Origin of the sequence: Streptomyces sp. NBC_01003 (genome assembly GCF_045162695.1) — a bacterium.
In the GTDB taxonomy this organism is placed as follows: domain Bacteria; phylum Actinomycetota; class Actinomycetes; order Streptomycetales; family Streptomycetaceae; genus Streptomyces.
The window spans coordinates 4,049,616-4,064,660 of record NZ_CP108707.1; the positions used below are offsets into that span (position 1 = coordinate 4,049,616).

At 70.9% G+C, this 15,045-nt stretch carries 14 protein-coding genes; 3 read left to right on the top strand and 11 right to left on the bottom strand.

Going from position 1 to position 15,045, the window contains the following annotated elements; translation table 11 throughout:
• Positions 1-94 precede the first annotated feature (94 nt).
• Both OG698_RS18425 and OG698_RS18430 read left to right on the top strand, forming a co-directional pair.
• Positions 95-2,479 (top strand): ribonucleoside-diphosphate reductase subunit alpha, encoded by a 2,385-nt coding sequence (locus OG698_RS18425; RefSeq protein WP_406104118.1) that lies wholly within the window; start codon positions 95-97, stop codon positions 2,477-2,479.
• Positions 2,479-3,498, top strand: coding sequence for a ribonucleotide-diphosphate reductase subunit beta (locus tag OG698_RS18430; RefSeq protein WP_406104119.1), 1,020 nt, complete (start codon positions 2,479-2,481; stop codon positions 3,496-3,498). Before OG698_RS18425 ends, OG698_RS18430 begins: the two co-directional genes overlap by 1 nt.
• Here the strand turns inward: OG698_RS18430 and OG698_RS18435 are convergent.
• Positions 3,495-3,671, bottom strand: a complete 177-nt coding sequence (locus OG698_RS18435; protein WP_406104120.1) for a hypothetical protein — start codon at positions 3,669-3,671, stop codon at positions 3,495-3,497. The genes OG698_RS18430 and OG698_RS18435 overlap by 4 nt on opposite strands.
• Positions 3,672-3,765: 94 nt before the next feature.
• On the opposite strand from OG698_RS18435, the gene OG698_RS18440 reads away from it, so the two are divergent.
• Entirely contained in the window at positions 3,766-4,722 is a 957-nt protein-coding gene (locus OG698_RS18440; RefSeq protein WP_406104122.1) for a helix-turn-helix domain-containing protein, read from the top strand.
• Between the two features lie 50 nt (positions 4,723-4,772).
• Here the strand turns inward: OG698_RS18440 and OG698_RS18445 are convergent, their stop codons facing one another.
• The 10 genes from OG698_RS18445 to OG698_RS18490 form a co-directional block, all read right to left on the bottom strand.
• Positions 4,773-6,152 (bottom strand): cytochrome P450, encoded by a 1,380-nt coding sequence (locus OG698_RS18445; protein WP_406104124.1) that lies wholly within the window; start codon positions 6,150-6,152, stop codon positions 4,773-4,775.
• Positions 6,149-7,249: an epi-isozizaene synthase gene (cyc1, locus tag OG698_RS18450; protein WP_406104126.1), complete on the bottom strand. Its 1,101-nt coding sequence runs from the start codon at positions 7,247-7,249 to the stop codon at positions 6,149-6,151. Before cyc1 ends, OG698_RS18445 begins: the two co-directional genes overlap by 4 nt.
• A gap of 322 nt (positions 7,250-7,571) precedes the next feature.
• Positions 7,572-8,222: a peptide deformylase gene (gene def, locus OG698_RS18455; RefSeq protein ID WP_399969751.1), complete on the bottom strand. Its 651-nt coding sequence runs from the start codon at positions 8,220-8,222 to the stop codon at positions 7,572-7,574.
• 65 nt (positions 8,223-8,287) lie between these two features.
• Complete coding sequence (locus OG698_RS18460) at positions 8,288-9,268, bottom strand: hypothetical protein (protein WP_100596001.1); 981 nt, start codon at positions 9,266-9,268, stop codon at positions 8,288-8,290.
• A gap of 150 nt (positions 9,269-9,418) precedes the next feature.
• Entirely contained in the window at positions 9,419-10,777 is a 1,359-nt protein-coding gene (locus OG698_RS18465; protein ID WP_406104129.1) for an HD-GYP domain-containing protein, read from the bottom strand.
• Complete coding sequence (locus OG698_RS18470) at positions 10,696-12,021, bottom strand: HD-GYP domain-containing protein (protein ID WP_406104131.1); 1,326 nt, start codon at positions 12,019-12,021, stop codon at positions 10,696-10,698. The genes OG698_RS18465 and OG698_RS18470 overlap by 82 nt, the downstream gene beginning before the upstream one ends.
• Before the next feature lie 238 nt (positions 12,022-12,259).
• Positions 12,260-12,571 (bottom strand): mycothiol system anti-sigma-R factor, encoded by a 312-nt coding sequence (gene rsrA, locus OG698_RS18475; protein ID WP_326774182.1) that lies wholly within the window; start codon positions 12,569-12,571, stop codon positions 12,260-12,262.
• Positions 12,568-13,233 (bottom strand): RNA polymerase sigma factor SigR, encoded by a 666-nt coding sequence (sigR, locus tag OG698_RS18480; protein ID WP_199841903.1) that lies wholly within the window; start codon positions 13,231-13,233, stop codon positions 12,568-12,570. The genes rsrA and sigR overlap by 4 nt, the downstream gene beginning before the upstream one ends.
• Before the next feature lie 305 nt (positions 13,234-13,538).
• Complete coding sequence (locus OG698_RS18485; RefSeq protein ID WP_406104132.1) at positions 13,539-14,228, bottom strand: alpha/beta family hydrolase; 690 nt, start codon at positions 14,226-14,228, stop codon at positions 13,539-13,541.
• Between the two features lies 1 nt (position 14,229).
• Positions 14,230-15,045, bottom strand: a complete 816-nt coding sequence (locus OG698_RS18490) for an SOS response-associated peptidase (RefSeq protein ID WP_406104133.1) — start codon at positions 15,043-15,045, stop codon at positions 14,230-14,232.

Below are 15,045 nucleotides of genomic sequence, written 5' to 3' on the forward strand. Positions count from 1 at the left end.
CGGGTCTCGTGGAGTGGGCCGGTGACGCGGGCTCCGCCATGCCCCCGTGCCCTCCTCCCCGTCAGGCCCAGAGCCGAGCGAGGGAGAGCTCCACGTGACCATCGCGCCCGCCGAACCGGCCTCAGAGCTGGCAGGGAACCCCGAACAGCACGACGCCCCGGGAACCGCGCTGCTGCGCACCCTGACCGAACTGACCGCCGACCTGACGGACACCGACCCGGGCAAGGTCGCCGCCGCCGCGCTGCGCGGCAGGTCCGCCGTGGCGGACTCCGGCATCACCGCCGAGCTGCGCTCCCTCGCCACCGAGGCCGCCGCGGGCCTCATCTCCGAGGACCCGGCGTACTCGCGGCTCGCCGCCAGGCTCCTGACGATCAGCATCGCCGAGGAGGCCGCGTCGCAGGGCGTCACCTCGTTCTCCGAATCCGTCGCGGTCGGCCACCGCGAGGGCCTGATCGCCGACCGCACGGCCGACTTCGTGCAACTGCACGCCGAACGCCTCGACGCGCTCGTCACCGCCTCCGTCGCCGAGGGCGCCGACGACCGCTTCGGCTACTTCGGACTGCGCACCCTGCACAGCCGATACCTGCTGCGCCACCCGATCACCCGGCAGGTCGTCGAGACCCCGCAGCACTTCATGCTGCGCGTCGCGTGCGGCCTCGCCGAGGACGACTCGGTCCGCGCCCTCGACGAAGTCGCCTCCCTGTACCGCCTGATGAGCCGCCTCGACTACCTTCCGTCGTCGCCGACGCTCTTCAACTCCGGCACCCGCCACCCGCAGATGTCGTCCTGCTACCTCCTCGACTCGCCCCTCGACGAGCTGGACTCCATCTACGACCGCTACCACCAGGTGGCGCGTCTGTCGAAGCACGCGGGCGGCATCGGCCTCTCGTACTCGCGCATCCGCTCGCGCGGTTCCCTGATCCGCGGCACGAACGGGCACTCCAACGGCATCGTGCCGTTCCTGAAGACCCTCGACGCGTCCGTCGCGGCCGTGAACCAGGGCGGCCGGCGCAAGGGCGCCGCGGCCGTCTACCTGGAGACGTGGCACTCCGACATCGAGGAGTTCCTGGAGCTGCGGGACAACACGGGCGAGGACGCCCGGCGCACCCACAACCTCAACCTCGCGCACTGGATCCCGGACGAGTTCATGCGCCGCGTCGCCGACGACGGCACGTGGTCGCTCTTCTCGCCGTCCGACGTGCCCGACCTCGTCGACCTGTGGGGCGAGGAGTTCGACACCGCGTACCGCGCGGCGGAGGCTGCCGGGCTCGCGCAGAAGACGATGCCGGCCCGTGAGCTGTACGGCCGCATGATGCGCACCCTGGCGCAGACCGGAAACGGCTGGCTGACCTTCAAGGACGCCGCCAACCGCACCGCCAACCAGACGGCGGAGCGCGGCAACGTCGTCCACTCCTCGAACCTGTGCACCGAGATCCTCGAGGTCACGGACGACGGCGAGACCGCGGTCTGCAACCTGGGATCGGTCAACCTCGGCGCCTTCGTGCGCGACGGCGGTATCGACTGGGAGCGCCTGGACGCGACCGTGCGCACGGCCGTCACGTTCCTCGACCGCGTCGTCGACATCAACTTCTACCCGAGCGAGCAGGCCGGCCGCTCCAACGCCAAGTGGCGTCCGGTGGGCCTCGGCGCGATGGGCCTCCAGGACGTCTTCTTCCAGCTGAAGCTGCCCTTCGACTCCCCCGAGGCGAAGGCCCTGTCCACGCGGATCGCCGAGCGCATCATGCTCGCCGCGTACGAGGCGTCCGCCGACCTCGCCGAACGCAACGGTCCGCTCCCCGCGTGGGAGAAGACCCGCACCGCGCGCGGCATGCTGCACCCGGACCACTACGGCGTCGAGCTGACCTGGCCGGAGCGCTGGGCCGCGCTGCGCGAGCGCATCGCCGCCACCGGGATGCGCAACTCCCTGCTCCTCGCCATCGCGCCCACCGCCACGATCGCGTCCATCGCGGGTGTCTACGAGTGCATCGAGCCGCAGGTCTCCAACCTGTTCAAGCGCGAGACGCTCTCCGGCGAGTTCCTCCAGGTCAACTCCTACCTCGTCCAGGAGCTCAAGCGGCTCGGCGTGTGGGACGCGCAGACCCGCGAGGCGCTGCGCGAGTCCAGCGGCTCCGTGCAGGGCTTCGGCTGGATCCCGGCCGAGGTGCGCGACCTGTACCGCACGGCGTGGGAGATCCCGCAGCGCGGTCTGATCGACATGGCGGCGGCCCGTACGCCGTTCCTCGACCAGGCGCAGTCCCTGAACCTGTTCCTGGAGACGCCCACCATCGGCAAGCTCTCGTCGATGTACGCGTACGCCTGGAAGTCGGGTCTGAAGACGACGTACTACCTGCGCTCGCGCCCGGCGACGCGGATCGCACGCGCGGCGTCGGCCGCCCCCATCCCCGCCCAGCAGGCCGCCGACCCCGAGGCCGTCGCCTGCTCCCTCGAAAACCCCGAGTCCTGCGAGGCCTGCCAGTGATGACCACCCCCAACTCCGAGAAGAACCTGCTCGACCCGGGCTTCGAACTGACCCTGCGGCCCATGCGCTACCCGGACTTCTACGAGCGCTACCGGGACGCGATCAAGAACACCTGGACCGTCGAGGAGGTCGACCTCCACTCGGACGTCGCCGACCTCGCGAAGCTGTCGCCTGGCGAGCAGCACATGATCGGCCGGCTGGTCGCGTTCTTCGCGACGGGTGACTCGATCGTCTCGAACAACCTGGTCCTGACGCTGTACAAGCACATCAACTCCCCCGAGGCGCGCCTGTACCTGTCGCGCCAGCTGTTCGAGGAGGCCGTGCACGTCCAGTTCTATCTGACGCTCCTGGACACCTACCTCCCCGACCCGGAGGACCGCGCGGCCGCGTTCGACGCGGTCGAGGAGATCCCCTCCATCCGCGAGAAGGCCCAGTTCTGCTTCAAGTGGATCAACGAGGTCGAGAAGCTGGACCGCCTGGAGTCGAAGGCCGACCGCCGCCGCTTCCTCCTCAACCTGATCTGCTTCGCGGCCTGCATCGAGGGCCTGTTCTTCTACGGCGCCTTCGCGTACGTCTACTGGTTCCGCTCGCGCGGCCTGCTGCACGGCCTGGCGACCGGCACCAACTGGGTCTTCCGCGACGAGACGATGCACATGAACTTCGCGTTCGAGGTCGTCGACACCGTCCGCAAGGAGGAGCCCGACCTCTTCGACGACGAACTCCGGCAGCAGGTCACCGACATGTTGAAGGAGGCCGTCGCGGCGGAGCTCCAGTTCGGCCGCGACCTGTGCGGTGACGGCCTGCCCGGCATGAACACCGAATCGATGCGCCAGTACCTGGAGTGCGTCGCCGACCAGCGTCTCCAGCGCCTCGGCTTCGCGCCGGTCTACGGCTCGGAGAACCCCTTCTCCTTCATGGAGCTCCAGGGCGTCCAGGAACTGACGAACTTCTTCGAGCGCAGGCCGTCGGCCTACCAGGTCGCGGTGGAGGGCTCGGTCGGGTTCGACGAGGACTTCTAGGCGACGGTCGTGAACTCGGTGCGGCGGGACGGGCGTTCGGCGTCCCGCCCCGCCTGCCGGGCCTGCCGGATCTGCCGGTCGATCCGGCGGTCGTGGGCGATCCCGTGGAGGGACGGGGCGGCCAGGAGGAGGAAGACGAAGAGGACGGTGAGGGCGTTCATCGCTGTGTTCATGTCCTCTACTTTCGCCCTCCGCGGACGCATCCGGCAGTGGCAGGACTGCCACTGACCCTCGAATTACTGCCAGTAGTGCGGCACACTGGACGGCATGCTGAAGAACGTGGCCGCAGTGCTGCTCGACGGTGTGCATCCCTTCGAACTCGGCGTGGTCTGCGAGGTGTTCGGGCTCGACAGGAGTGACGAGGGGCTGCCGTCCTACGACTTCGCGGTCGCCTCCGCCGCCGGTCCGACGCTCTCCACGCACGCCGGGTTCACCATCTCGACCCCGTACGGCCTCGACCGGCTCGAAGAGGCCGATCTCATCGCCGTACCGGCCGCGAGCGTGCCCGACTCCTATCCGCCCGAGCTGCTCGACGCACTGCGCCGGGCGGTCGACCGGGGCGCGCGCGTCCTCAGCGTCTGCTCGGGCGTCTTCGTGCTCGGCGCGGCCGGGCTGCTCGACGGACGGCGCTGCGCGGTGCACTGGCGGTACGCGGCCGAACTGGCGGTGCGCCACCCGCGCACCCGCGTCGACCCCGACGTCCTGTACGTCGACGAGGGCCCGGTCATCACCTCGGCGGGCACCGCCGCCGGCATCGACGCCTGCCTGCACATCATCCGCACGGAGCACGGCTCCGAGGTCGCCAACTCCATCGCGCGCCGCATGATTGTCCCGCCGCACCGCGACGGCGGGCAGGCCCAGTACGTGGAGCGCCCGCTCCCCGTCACTCCCTGCGACACCGTGGGGGGCGTACTGGCGTGGATGGAGGCCCATCTGGACGAGACGCTGACGGTCGAGGAGCTCGCGGCGCGCGCCCTCATGTCGCCGCGCACCTTCGCGCGCCGCTTCCAGCAGGAGACGGGGACGACGCCGTACCGCTGGCTGCTTCGCCAACGGGTGCTGCTGGCGCAGGAGTTGTTGGAGGGCACGGACGAGACGGTGGAGGCGATCGCCGGGCGCGCCGGGTTCGGCAACGCGGCGGCGATGCGGCATCAGTTCATGAAGGCGCTGGGCACGACGCCCAACGCCTTCCGCCGCACGTTCCGGGTGCGGTCCGCGGCCTGAGTGCGCGGGGAGCCGGCCGACCGGCCCCCGCGCACCCGGCGCGTGGACCGCTACCCGCGCTCCTCCACCCGCAGCAGCGCCCGCTTGGGCTGGAGCGTGATCCCGATGCGGGCCGTGCTGTCCGTCTCCGCGGCCGGAACCAGCCGCCAGCGGGGCGTCACCGTGGCCAGGATGATGGCCAGTTCGGCCATGCTGAAGTGATCGCCGGGGCACTTCCGGTTGCCGACACTGAACGGCATCATCGCGCTCTGCCGGCTTTCCGCGGCGCGTTCCGGCAGCCAGCGGTCGGGGTCGAACTCCAGATGGTCCGGGAAGGACCGCGGATCGCGCTGCATCGCGTACGGGCTGTAGACGATGTCCGCACCGGCCGGAATGTGATAGCCGCCGAGCTCGGTATCGACGGCGGCCTGCCGCGTCAATATCCATACGGCGGGCCGTATGCGCATCGCCTCTGTGATGACATTGCGCGTGTGGATTAGGCCCGTGAGGTCGGCGAATGCGACGGGGCGGCCGGCCGTCACGGATTCAACCTCCTCGTGCAACCGGCTTTCCTGCTCGGGGTGTTCCGCAAGGAGCTGGAACGTCCAGGTGAGAGTCGACGCGACATTCTCCGCGCCGGCCACGACGAGGGAGACGACTTGGTCGTGCACCTCCTGCTCGCCGACCGTTTCGCCATTCTCGTCCTCGGCGCCGAGCAATGCCGCGAGCAGGTCACCCGGATTGACGCCGGACGCGCGTCGCTCGGCAATGATCTCGTCCACCAGCCGATGCAAATCGGCCAAGGCCCGCTCGAATCGGCGATTGGCCGGAAGTGGCAGCCGGTAGAAGGGTCCGACGGACAGGACCATGCGCCGGTACAGGCCGCTGAAGACCGTGTGCAGCGAGGAGCTGAGCCGGTCGGCGCGCTCGTCGACCGAGTCGACGTGCAGGACGGAGCGGGCGACGATGCGCACCGCGGTGCGGAACACCTCCGCGCCGATGTCGACCGTGTCGCCGGGCTTCCAGCGCGCCGCCATGGCGCGCGCCTCCTCCTCCATCACGGTCGCGTAGTCGGCGATGCGGTCGGTGCGGAACGCGGGCTGGATGGTGCGCCGCTGGCGCCGGTGCATGGGCCCGTTGCTGGTCGCCACGCCCTTGCCGAGGAGCACTCCGAGGGTGTCCCAGAGGGGCCCGCCCACCATGTAGTCGGGGCTCTTGAGAAGCGCGGCCACGAGGTCGGGGTCGCAGACCGCGTACGCCGTCTTCGGGCCGAGCCTGAGGCGGACCAGGTCGCCGTGGCCGCGCAGTGAGGCCACGAAGGCGAGGGGGTCGCGCACGAGGTTCCATGCGTGCCCGAGGAGGGGTGCGCCGCCGCCTGCGTACGGCGGTGTGCGCCGCTCACCGGGCTCCGCCACGGCCGGAACGGAGGATTCTGCCGATTCGACGGTCATTCGTCACCTGCCTGGTCGCTGATGTACGGAGGAGTGGCGCGGTCGTCCCAGCTGTCCACCTGATAGCGGCCCGACTCGTGGTGGAACCAGTACACGGAACTGAACCAGTTCCGCATATTGGAGACGCACGACCTGAGTGCCTGGGCGAGGCTCTCGCCCGCTAAAGTCCCGTCGGCCACTTCGTTCGCCATCCGCAGAACTTCGGGCTCCGCGACCAGGAATTCAAAAATGCATCCGCGAACCCTTCGGCGGACTTCTTCCACGGCCCCTTCGAGGGAAAGGCCCTCATGCTGGATGAGGCTTATCCCGAGGTTGTGGAGTTCATCGCCCGCGAGTTCCTTGGGCAGTGAGCACAGGTCGTTGTACCACGCGGCGAAATCCTGGCACGCGAGCGCGGCACGCCGGTACGCGGGGCTTTCGAGCACCCATTCCGGGAGCTCGTACTGCGCAGTCGGCTCAAGGAGATCGAGCCATATCCAGTGCGCGAAGGTACTCCTCCGGAGTTCGATATACTCCTCGACCGAAGGCACCGTTCCCGAGGCCCGGTTCCGGAATTCCTGGTCGTAGGCGTCGATCACCACGTGGAAGTGGCGGGCGAACCGGGCGTTCCATGAACGGGTGAGGGAGCCGTTCAGCCGGAGCACACTGTCGGCGAACGCCGCAACCAGAGGGTCCTTGTGGTGCAGATGGAGCTGAGGTGCTTCAAGTGCCGCGTGGAGCTGGACGGCGAGGCGTCGCCAGGCACCGGCCCGGCCGTGGATCACGTCGCGGTCGTGGCGGTCGTCCCAGACGAAGAACCACGCGCTGTAGTCGCAAATCGCGGAGAGCAGGTCGTCGGGGGCTCCTATGTAGTAGCCCGCCATGAGGTCGGTGTAGCAAAGGCCATCGGCATATTTCTCCACCTTGTCGGGCGACATGAGCCGCTTTTTGAGCAGCCAGGACCGCGTCTTCTCCTGAAGCTTCGGCCAATACGGATGCAGATTGCGAGGAAACGCCTCCTCGATCACCGGTAGCGCCAGCGCCGGTGGGACCGCTGTCTGCTTCTGCGTCTGCGTCTGCACCCGAGTCCGTGAAGTGCTGTGTGAGAAAGCAGGCACGAACAACCCCTCTCAGCCGCCTGATGGCGTGCGCCCCTCCGCTGTGCCGGGCGCGCGCCGTTGCGTATCCCCGCACTTTCTATTCAGCACTACAACTGACCGTTCTGGGAACGGATTTGCTCCCCTCACTCCCCCCACGCGCCGGAAAAGTCCCCTTAGATGACTGATTTCGGATCATCTGCGGCCGGCCCGGTTCGCACACCTGACCGCAGGGGCGGTCCGGGCCCCGAACACGCGAGCGGCGTCCGGCCGGTTGGGAACCTGGCCGGACGCCGCTCGGGTGTCACTCGGGTGCGCTCAGGGCCCAACAGGCCCTTCCCGCTCAGCCGTTGGAGACGACCTCGTAGCGCGGGGTGCCCTCGGCCATCTGCTTCATGGCGTCCTTGCGCTCGCGCTTGGAGAGGCGGTCGATGTACAGGTACCCGTACAGGTGGTCCGTCTCGTGCTGGAGGCAGCGCGCGAAGTAGCCCGTGCCGCGGACCTTGATCGGGTTGCCCTTCTCGTCCTGCCCGGTCACCACCGCGTAGTCGGGACGCGCGAGCGGCGCGTACGCCGTCGGCACGGACAGGCAGCCCTCGTTCGAGTCGTCGAGGCGGCGCTGGTCCGCGGGCAGCTCCTGGAGCACCGGGTTGCAGACCACGCCGGTGTGGCGCGCCCCGTCGTCGTCCGGGCAGTCGTAGACGAAGACCTTCAGGTCGACGCCGATCTGGTTGGCGGCGAGGCCCACGCCCTCCGCGGTGCGCTGGCTGGCGAACATGTCGTCGACCAGCTGCGCGAGCTCGTCGCCGAACTCGGTGACGTCCTTGCACTCCTTGTGCAGGACGGGGTTCCCGACGACGGTGATCGGCCGCGACGTGCCGCGCGCGACGGCGGCCTCCTCGCGGGCGGCGTTGTCCTCGGTGTCGAGGACGAAGCCCTCGTCGTCCACGGGGAGCACTCCGGCGTGCTCGTGCTCGGTGTCCTGCTGCGCCATGTCCGACGTACGCCTTCCGGTACCTGCTACGACAAATTTTCCGGGGTACAGCCTACGGGGACCGGTCAGCAGACCTCTTCAAGGTCCCGCCAGTCCCTGGAGTCCGGGCTGTCCGCGACCCAGCCGTCGAGCAGCCCCCGCACCAGCGCCGCGGGCGCCGCGACACCGCACTCGCGCTCGGGCACCCACAGCTGGCCGTCCGTGCGGTGGCCGAGCGGCCCCGGATGTCCGGGCTCGCTGTGGTCGTGCGGGTCCAGGTGCTCGCCGTCGCCCTCGTCGGACGGCATCCTCGACTCGGAGCACATCCGGCACAGCAGCCGCACGGAGGACGACCAGTCCTCGGCGGCGAAACCGGCGTCGGAGGCGAGCTGCTCCAGGGCGTCCCGGTCGGCCTCGGTCGCCGCCTCCAGGAGAACGACCCAGGTGGGGACGGGCGAGGGAGCCCACAGCTCGATCTCGTCGAAGACGGGGTACGAGTGCCCGGCGGCCGTCGTCCGCTCCCCGTGGGGCACGCCGTCGTGCAGCACGACCTCGCCCCAGCGCCGCCCGGAGGACGGCAGCGGGATGGACAGGACCTCCATGCGGGCGGGGTCGAGCCTGCGCCCCCACACCACCTCGGCCTCGCCCTCCGGCGACAGCCGCACGGCGGCGCTGCCCAGGTCCATGCCGGTCGGCTCACCGGCGGCGGTCGCGCCGCCCGGCACCTTCAGTCCGTACGCCTGCCAGGCCCGCCGTGCGAGCGGCCAGTCCTGCAGGGCGGTGGCCGCGATGCCCACGTTCCACCAGTCGGGGGCGCCGCTCTCGCGGTCCAGGAGGGCGACCGCGCGCAGGCCCGCGGCCCGCGCCTGCTCCCAGTCGTGCCGGAACTTGTGCAGCAGCGCGAGGTTGAACCAGGACTCGGACAGCCACGGCTCGAGGTCGGCGGCCCGGGTGAGCAGGGCCCCGGCGTCCTCGTACCGGCCGTCGCCGATGAGCGTGAACGCCCGATCGGTGGCCTGCCGCCATGAGGCGGAGGGCCGGTGCCGTCCCTTGCCGAAGATCCTCACGATTCCCGCCTGCATTCCCGCCTGTCGGTCCGGGGGACGGTGCCCTCGGGAGGCCTTCCCCCAAGGAGCACGGCCGGGGCCTGAGCCCCCGGACATCCTCTTCTTCGCATCCAACCACGTGCGGCCGGAGAGCCGCTCATTACCCATGGGTTACCCAGCCGGGGGCAGGGTCACCCCGCCCCTCGACACGACCCTGGCCAGGGATTCCACCACATCGGGCTGGTAGTCGCGCCCCGTGGCCAGACGCAGTCGCTCCAGGGCGGTGAGGGGGCCCTGCGGACCTTCTCCCCGCGCCATCTCGTCGTATGCGTTGGCGGTGCGGACGATGCGCGCGGTGAGGGGCTGCTCACGGTAGGGGTCGGCCTGGCGCTCGACGACGACGGCGACCTCGGCGTCCACGCCCGTCTGGCGCACGACGGCCCCGCCGAGCAGCGCGATCCGGCGCTGCTCCTGGGCGGGCAGGGCGGCGGTGGCGCCGTCGGCCACGGGGTCGACGAGGGACAGCTGCCCGATGTCGTGCATGAGGGCCGCGTACTCCAGGACGGTGAGGTCGGGCTCGGAGAGACCCAGCTCACGGCCCACGGCGCGGCTGAGCGCCGCGACGCGCAGGGCGTGGCCCTGGGGCGTGTAGCCGGCGATCTCGGTGGCGCGGGCCAGCGAGGCGATCGTCTGCCGGTACGTGGTCCGCACGGCGGCATACCGACGGAAGGCGAGCTGGGTCAGGAGGAGGGGCAGGCAGAAGACGGGCAGCGCCCACAGTCCGGCGACGGCCACGGCGAGGGCGATGACGGCGCCGGTGGCGCACACCGCGGAGCCGATGCCGCTCATGGCTCGCAGCTCGTCCCTGAGCAGCGGCCCGAACGGCCAGCCGGTACGGGCGTGCGCCATGGCCGCGGCGAGGACGGCGTCGCACAGCGCGGTCAGGACGAGCAGCCCGACGAGCAGCAGCGCGTAGGCCGCGCCGTCGCCCAGCCAGGCGCCGAACCTGCCCTCGTTGTACAGGGGTTGGAAGCAGACGGCGGCGAAGGCGACGGTGAGGACGCGCCGCGCCATGTGATCGGCGGACGGCCCGCGCCCGACCGCGAGATGCGGCACGGAGCCGACGAGCGCGGCCGCGACGCAGACGGCGACGACCTGGAGCGCTCCGTGATGCGTCGCCTGCCCCGCCGTCTCCCCGAGGAGTGCGTACGCGAGCGCGCCGGCGACCCCCAGTGGTGCGGGCTCCCGGTCCCCTCCGGGTGCCCCCCAGCGCGCGAGTTCACCGACGGCGATGAGCACGCCGAAGGCGAGCGCCGTCCCGGGTTCCTCCAGCCCGTTCCAGAGGGTGGCGCCCAGGGAGACGGCGGTGAGCACGACGGCGAGACCCTGGACGGCCGCGATCGTGGTGCGCGCCCGGCCGCTCCCCGGGCCCGGGGACCGCGTCCACGTCACCGCGAGGCCGCCCGCCGCGCGACGCGGGGCCCGGGCACCTGCCCGGCGGCCTCGTCCGCGGTCACGGCGGGGTTCCATCCGTGCCGCCCCAGCGCCCGCACCAGCGCCCCGACCATCAGCGGGTCGAACTGCGCGCCCGCGCACCGGGACAGCTCGGCGAGGGCGACGTCGACGGGCCGTGCCCGCGAGTAGGACCGGGTGGACGTCATCGCGTCGAACGCGTCCGCCACCGCCACCACCCGTGCGAACTCCGGGATCTGCGCCCCCGTGAGCCCGTAGGGGTACCCGCTGCCGTCCATCCGCTCGTGGTGATGCAGGATCGCCGCCCGCGCCTCCCCCAGGAACCCGATGCCGCGCACCATCTCGTGCCCGTACTCGGGGTGCAGTTCGATGATGCGCCGCTCCTCGGGGGTCAGCGGGCCGTCCTTGCGCAACAGGCGGGTGGGGACGCCGAGTTTGCCGACGTCGTGCAGGATCCCGGCGAACCGCAGGACCTCGGCGCGCTCGTCCGCCATGCCGAGTTCGCGGGCGATCATCATGGACGCCTGGCCGACCCGCTCGCTGTGGCCGCGCGTGTATCCGTCCTTGATGTCGACGGCCTGTACGAGGGCCCGGATCGTCTCCTGGTGGGCGGCGCGCTCGCGGTGGTACTGGGCGAACACCCAGCAGGAGATGTACATCGGCAGCAGCACGAGCAGCGCGGCGAACGGGCCGTACGGGCTGCGCCACAGGACCGCCATCATGAGGCCCGCGAGGCCGTGCACGGCGACGGGTCCGAGGGCGCTCGGGAAGAGGCCGCGCCAGGCGGCGCGCAGCGGGACGCGTTCGGCGGTGGCGAGGATGCCGCCGTCGAGCAGGGCGAGGACGGCGCAGAAGACGAGGACCGCCGCTCCGGCGGGCACGAGCGCGTACGGGAAGTGGGGCGCGGACACCGCCGCGGTGCCGCCGAGCGCTCCGTGGACGCGGGCGGCGGCCCAGGTGGCGAGGGCGAGCTGGGCGGCGCGCCAGACGCGGCGCAGACCGGCCGGGCGCCGGTCCGTCCTCGCGACGAGGGCGCCGGGCACGGCGACGAGGGCGGCCGCCGCCGGCGGCAGGAGGAACGCTCCGGCGAGCAGGACCGGGAAGAAGGTGCCCATGCCCTTGGGTACGCGCCGCCCGATCACGCGGCACTGGCCCGCGTGTTCGCATCCCGTGTAGAGGACGGCGAGGAGTCCGACGGCGGGCCAGGGTGTGGCCGGGCCCGCGGCGGGGGCCAGGCACGCGAGGGCGCCGCCGGCCGCGCACAGGACATAGCCGAGGGCCACTGGCGGAACCGTGCGCATACCGACCCCCCTCCCCGTGATCCCGCTTCAGGTTCCGGAGAATAGAGCGGTGGGGAGGGCGCGCGGGCGGCATCGCGAGGATTCCCCGGGCCACCCGACGGCGGATTAGCACATTCGGGTGACGGGGGTGGAGAACGAGGGGCGGGGAACCCGGCCGGGAACGGCGGGGAACGGCGGCGGGACGTGACGTATCGCCGTCACGTCCCGCTCATCACCGCTCGGCCCCAGGGCCGCCGTCTCAGGCTTCCCGCAGCTTGGGAGCCGACGCCGTCACGTCCTGGTCGGGCACGGCCTGCCCCGACCGGATCAGGTCGATGCGGCCCATGACCTTCGACCGCAGGTCGCTCGGTACGTCGTCCTGGCCGCAGCACCGCTTGACCAGCTTCTTCACGGCCTGCTCGAGGCCGTACTTCTCGAGGCACGGAGAGCACTCCTCGAAGTGCGTCTCGAACTTCGTGCAGTCGCTGTCCGGCATCTCGTGATCGAGGAACTCGTAGAGATGGTCGAGGACTTCACTGCAGTCCGTCTCGTGGTGCTCGCCGCAGCTCATGAGCCCGAGCCTTTCGCTTCGTTCGACTCCCCGGCACCGGCCGGGACCAGTCCGCGGTCGCGGGCGTAGTCCTCGAGCATGCCGCGCAGCTGGCGACGGCCCCGGTGGAGCCGGGACATCACCGTCCCGATGGGTGTCCCCATGATGTCCGCGATCTCCTTGTACGCAAAGCCCTCTACGTCGGCGAGATAGACCGCGATGCGGAACTCCTCGGGGATCGCCTGGAGCGCCGACTTCACGTCCGAGTCGGGCAGGTGGTCGAGCGCCTGCGACTCGGCGGAACGCAGGCCGGTCGACATGTGCGACTCGGCACGCGCCAGCTGCCAGTCCTCGATCTCCTCGGCGGCACTGCGCTGGGGCTCGCGCTGCTTCTTGCGGTACGAGTTGATGAAGGTGTTGGTGAGGATGCGGTACAGCCACGCCTTGAGGTTCGTGCCCTCGCGGAACTGGTGGAACGACGCGTACGCCTTCGCGTAGGTCTCCTGCACCAGGTCCTCGGCATCGGCCGGGTTGCGCGTCATGCGCAGCGCGGCCGAGTACATCTGGTCGAGGAACGTGAGCGCGTCGCGCTCGAAGCGCAGGCTGCGCTCCGCGGCGGTCTCCTCGGGCTCTTCCGCCTGGCCGTGTTCGGTCCCTGCGTCGGTGCCAGTGACCGGACCCACCTCCTCCAACGACGTGGCGGGGCCGAAGGAGACCCCACTCGAATCGGAGAATAGACGACCCTCGGTCGGAGCGGCCTGGCGATCAGGTCCGCCCGCCGTCCGAATGGGGGCGGTCTTCGCCGCGTGCAGCACGCTCCACTCCAGGTCAGCGGCGCTGCTGCGGCTCGGGCAGATGGTCGAACCCATGCGGCGGACTTCCTCTCGTAAGCACTCGTGACAACGCGTGACTTCTCGCAATTCTTCGACAGCACTCTCGTACCGTCTGTACCGGACAACAGACGCCCGGGCCGCAACATTCCCGGGCGTCACGCGAGTGATCCGGCCCACTTCACGACGGCGTCCACGATGAGTGCCACGGCCTCGTCCTGGCCGATGTCCGCCCGCTTCGGCACCGCGAACCCGTGGTCCCCGTAAGGGATTTCGACGAGCTCGTACGCGGTGGATCCGGGGAATTCTGCGGGCTTCCCGAAGGGGTCGTTGCCGCCCTGGACGACGAGGGTGGGGACCCCGGCGCCGAGGAGTTCGTCGGCGCGGGACTTCTCGGGGCGGCCCGGCGGGTGGAGCGGGAAGCTCAGGGCGAGGACGGCGGCCGCGCCGAGTTCCCGCGCCGTGCGGCACGCCACGCGCGCGCCCGCGCTGCGCCCGCCCGAGACGACCGGGAGCCCCGGCTTCTCCAGGGCGGGCCACACCCCGCGCCAGCCGACGTCCAGGGTCTTCGGCGCAGGCGCCACCTTCTTGCCGGCCACCCGCCACGGCTGCTCGACGAGGGCGACGGTCACTCCGTGTGCGGGCAGCTCGGCGGCGACGGCCTTCAGGTCACGCGCCTCGATGCCGCCGCCGGCGCCATGGCTGAGGGCCAGGACGAGGCGGGCCTTCTTCGCGGGGGCCGGGTGCCAGGTGATGCGGGCCTCACCTGCGCCGGTCTCGACGATCTCGGTCTTCGCGGCGGGCCCGGCGGCGCTCGTGGTCGTGTTCTTGGTCACGTTCTTGGTCACGTCAGAAGAGTGTGCCCTCCTCGGGCCCTTCCAGCTCCTTGAGCAGCTCCGGCCCGTTGTTGCGCACGTTGCTGACCGAGGTCGATACGGGGTAGGCCCGCATCAGGCCCTCCGGCGGCGGCGCGAGCAGCGACTTCAGGTCGTCGACGTCGGTGCGGGCCGGGTCGAGCCAGGCGTCCCAGCGGTCCGGCGTGAGCATGAGCGGCATGCGGGGGTGGATGTCGAAGAGCGAGCGGGGCCCCTCGCCGGGGGCGACGGCGAGCGGCGCGGTCTCCGCCTCGGTGGTGATGACCGTGCAGGTCACCCACCAGGCGAGCGGGTGCTCGTCGGGCAGGGTGCGGTCGCGCCAGAACTCGTACAGGCCCGCCATCGCGAAGACGGAGCCGTCGGCGGGCGTGACGAAGTAGGGCTGCTTGCGCGGCCGCTTCTTCTTGCCCTCGACCTCCAGGTCGCGCTCGCCGACGCCGGTGACCCACTCGTAGTAGCCGTCGGCGGGCAGGATGCAGCGGCGGCTCGAGAAGGCGCGGCGGTACGAGGGCTTCTCGGACACCGTCTCGGCGCGGGCGTTGATCATCCGGGCGCCTCCCTCGGGGGTCTTCGACCACGACGGCACGAGGCCCCACTTGAGCGTGCGCAGCTGGCGAACCGGATTCCGGTCGGCGGCGTCCTTCACAGGGCGGTCGAGGACCGCGTAGACCTCCTTGGTCGGGGCCACGTTGAAGTCGGGCGCGAGGGTCTCCTCGGGCTCCCACTTCTCGATCTCAAAGATTCCTGCGAGATCCTCGGGCCTACGACTCGATGCATACCGTCCGCACAT

Excerpts from the sequence above, each read along its gene's own strand:
- OG698_RS18430 (WP_406104119.1), top strand. The coding sequence starts at position 2,479 with ATGACCACCCCCAACTCCGAGAAGAACCTGCTCGACCCGGGCTTCGAA.
- OG698_RS18435 (WP_406104120.1), bottom strand. The coding sequence starts at position 3,671 with ATGAACACAGCGATGAACGCCCTCACCGTCCTCTTCGTCTTCCTCCTC.
- OG698_RS18440 (WP_406104122.1), top strand. The coding sequence starts at position 3,766 with ATGCTGAAGAACGTGGCCGCAGTGCTGCTCGACGGTGTGCATCCCTTC.
- OG698_RS18445 (WP_406104124.1), bottom strand. The coding sequence starts at position 6,152 with ATGACCGTCGAATCGGCAGAATCCTCCGTTCCGGCCGTGGCGGAGCCC.
- def (WP_399969751.1), bottom strand. The coding sequence starts at position 8,222 with ATGGCGCAGCAGGACACCGAGCACGAGCACGCCGGAGTGCTCCCCGTG.
- OG698_RS18465 (WP_406104129.1), bottom strand. The coding sequence starts at position 10,777 with ATGGAACCCCGCCGTGACCGCGGACGAGGCCGCCGGGCAGGTGCCCGG.
- OG698_RS18470 (WP_406104131.1), bottom strand. The coding sequence starts at position 12,021 with ATGCGCACGGTTCCGCCAGTGGCCCTCGGCTATGTCCTGTGCGCGGCC.
- rsrA (WP_326774182.1), bottom strand. The coding sequence starts at position 12,571 with ATGAGCTGCGGCGAGCACCACGAGACGGACTGCAGTGAAGTCCTCGAC.
- OG698_RS18490 (WP_406104133.1), bottom strand. The coding sequence starts at position 15,045 with ATGTGCGGACGGTATGCATCGAGTCGTAGGCCCGAGGATCTCGCAGGA.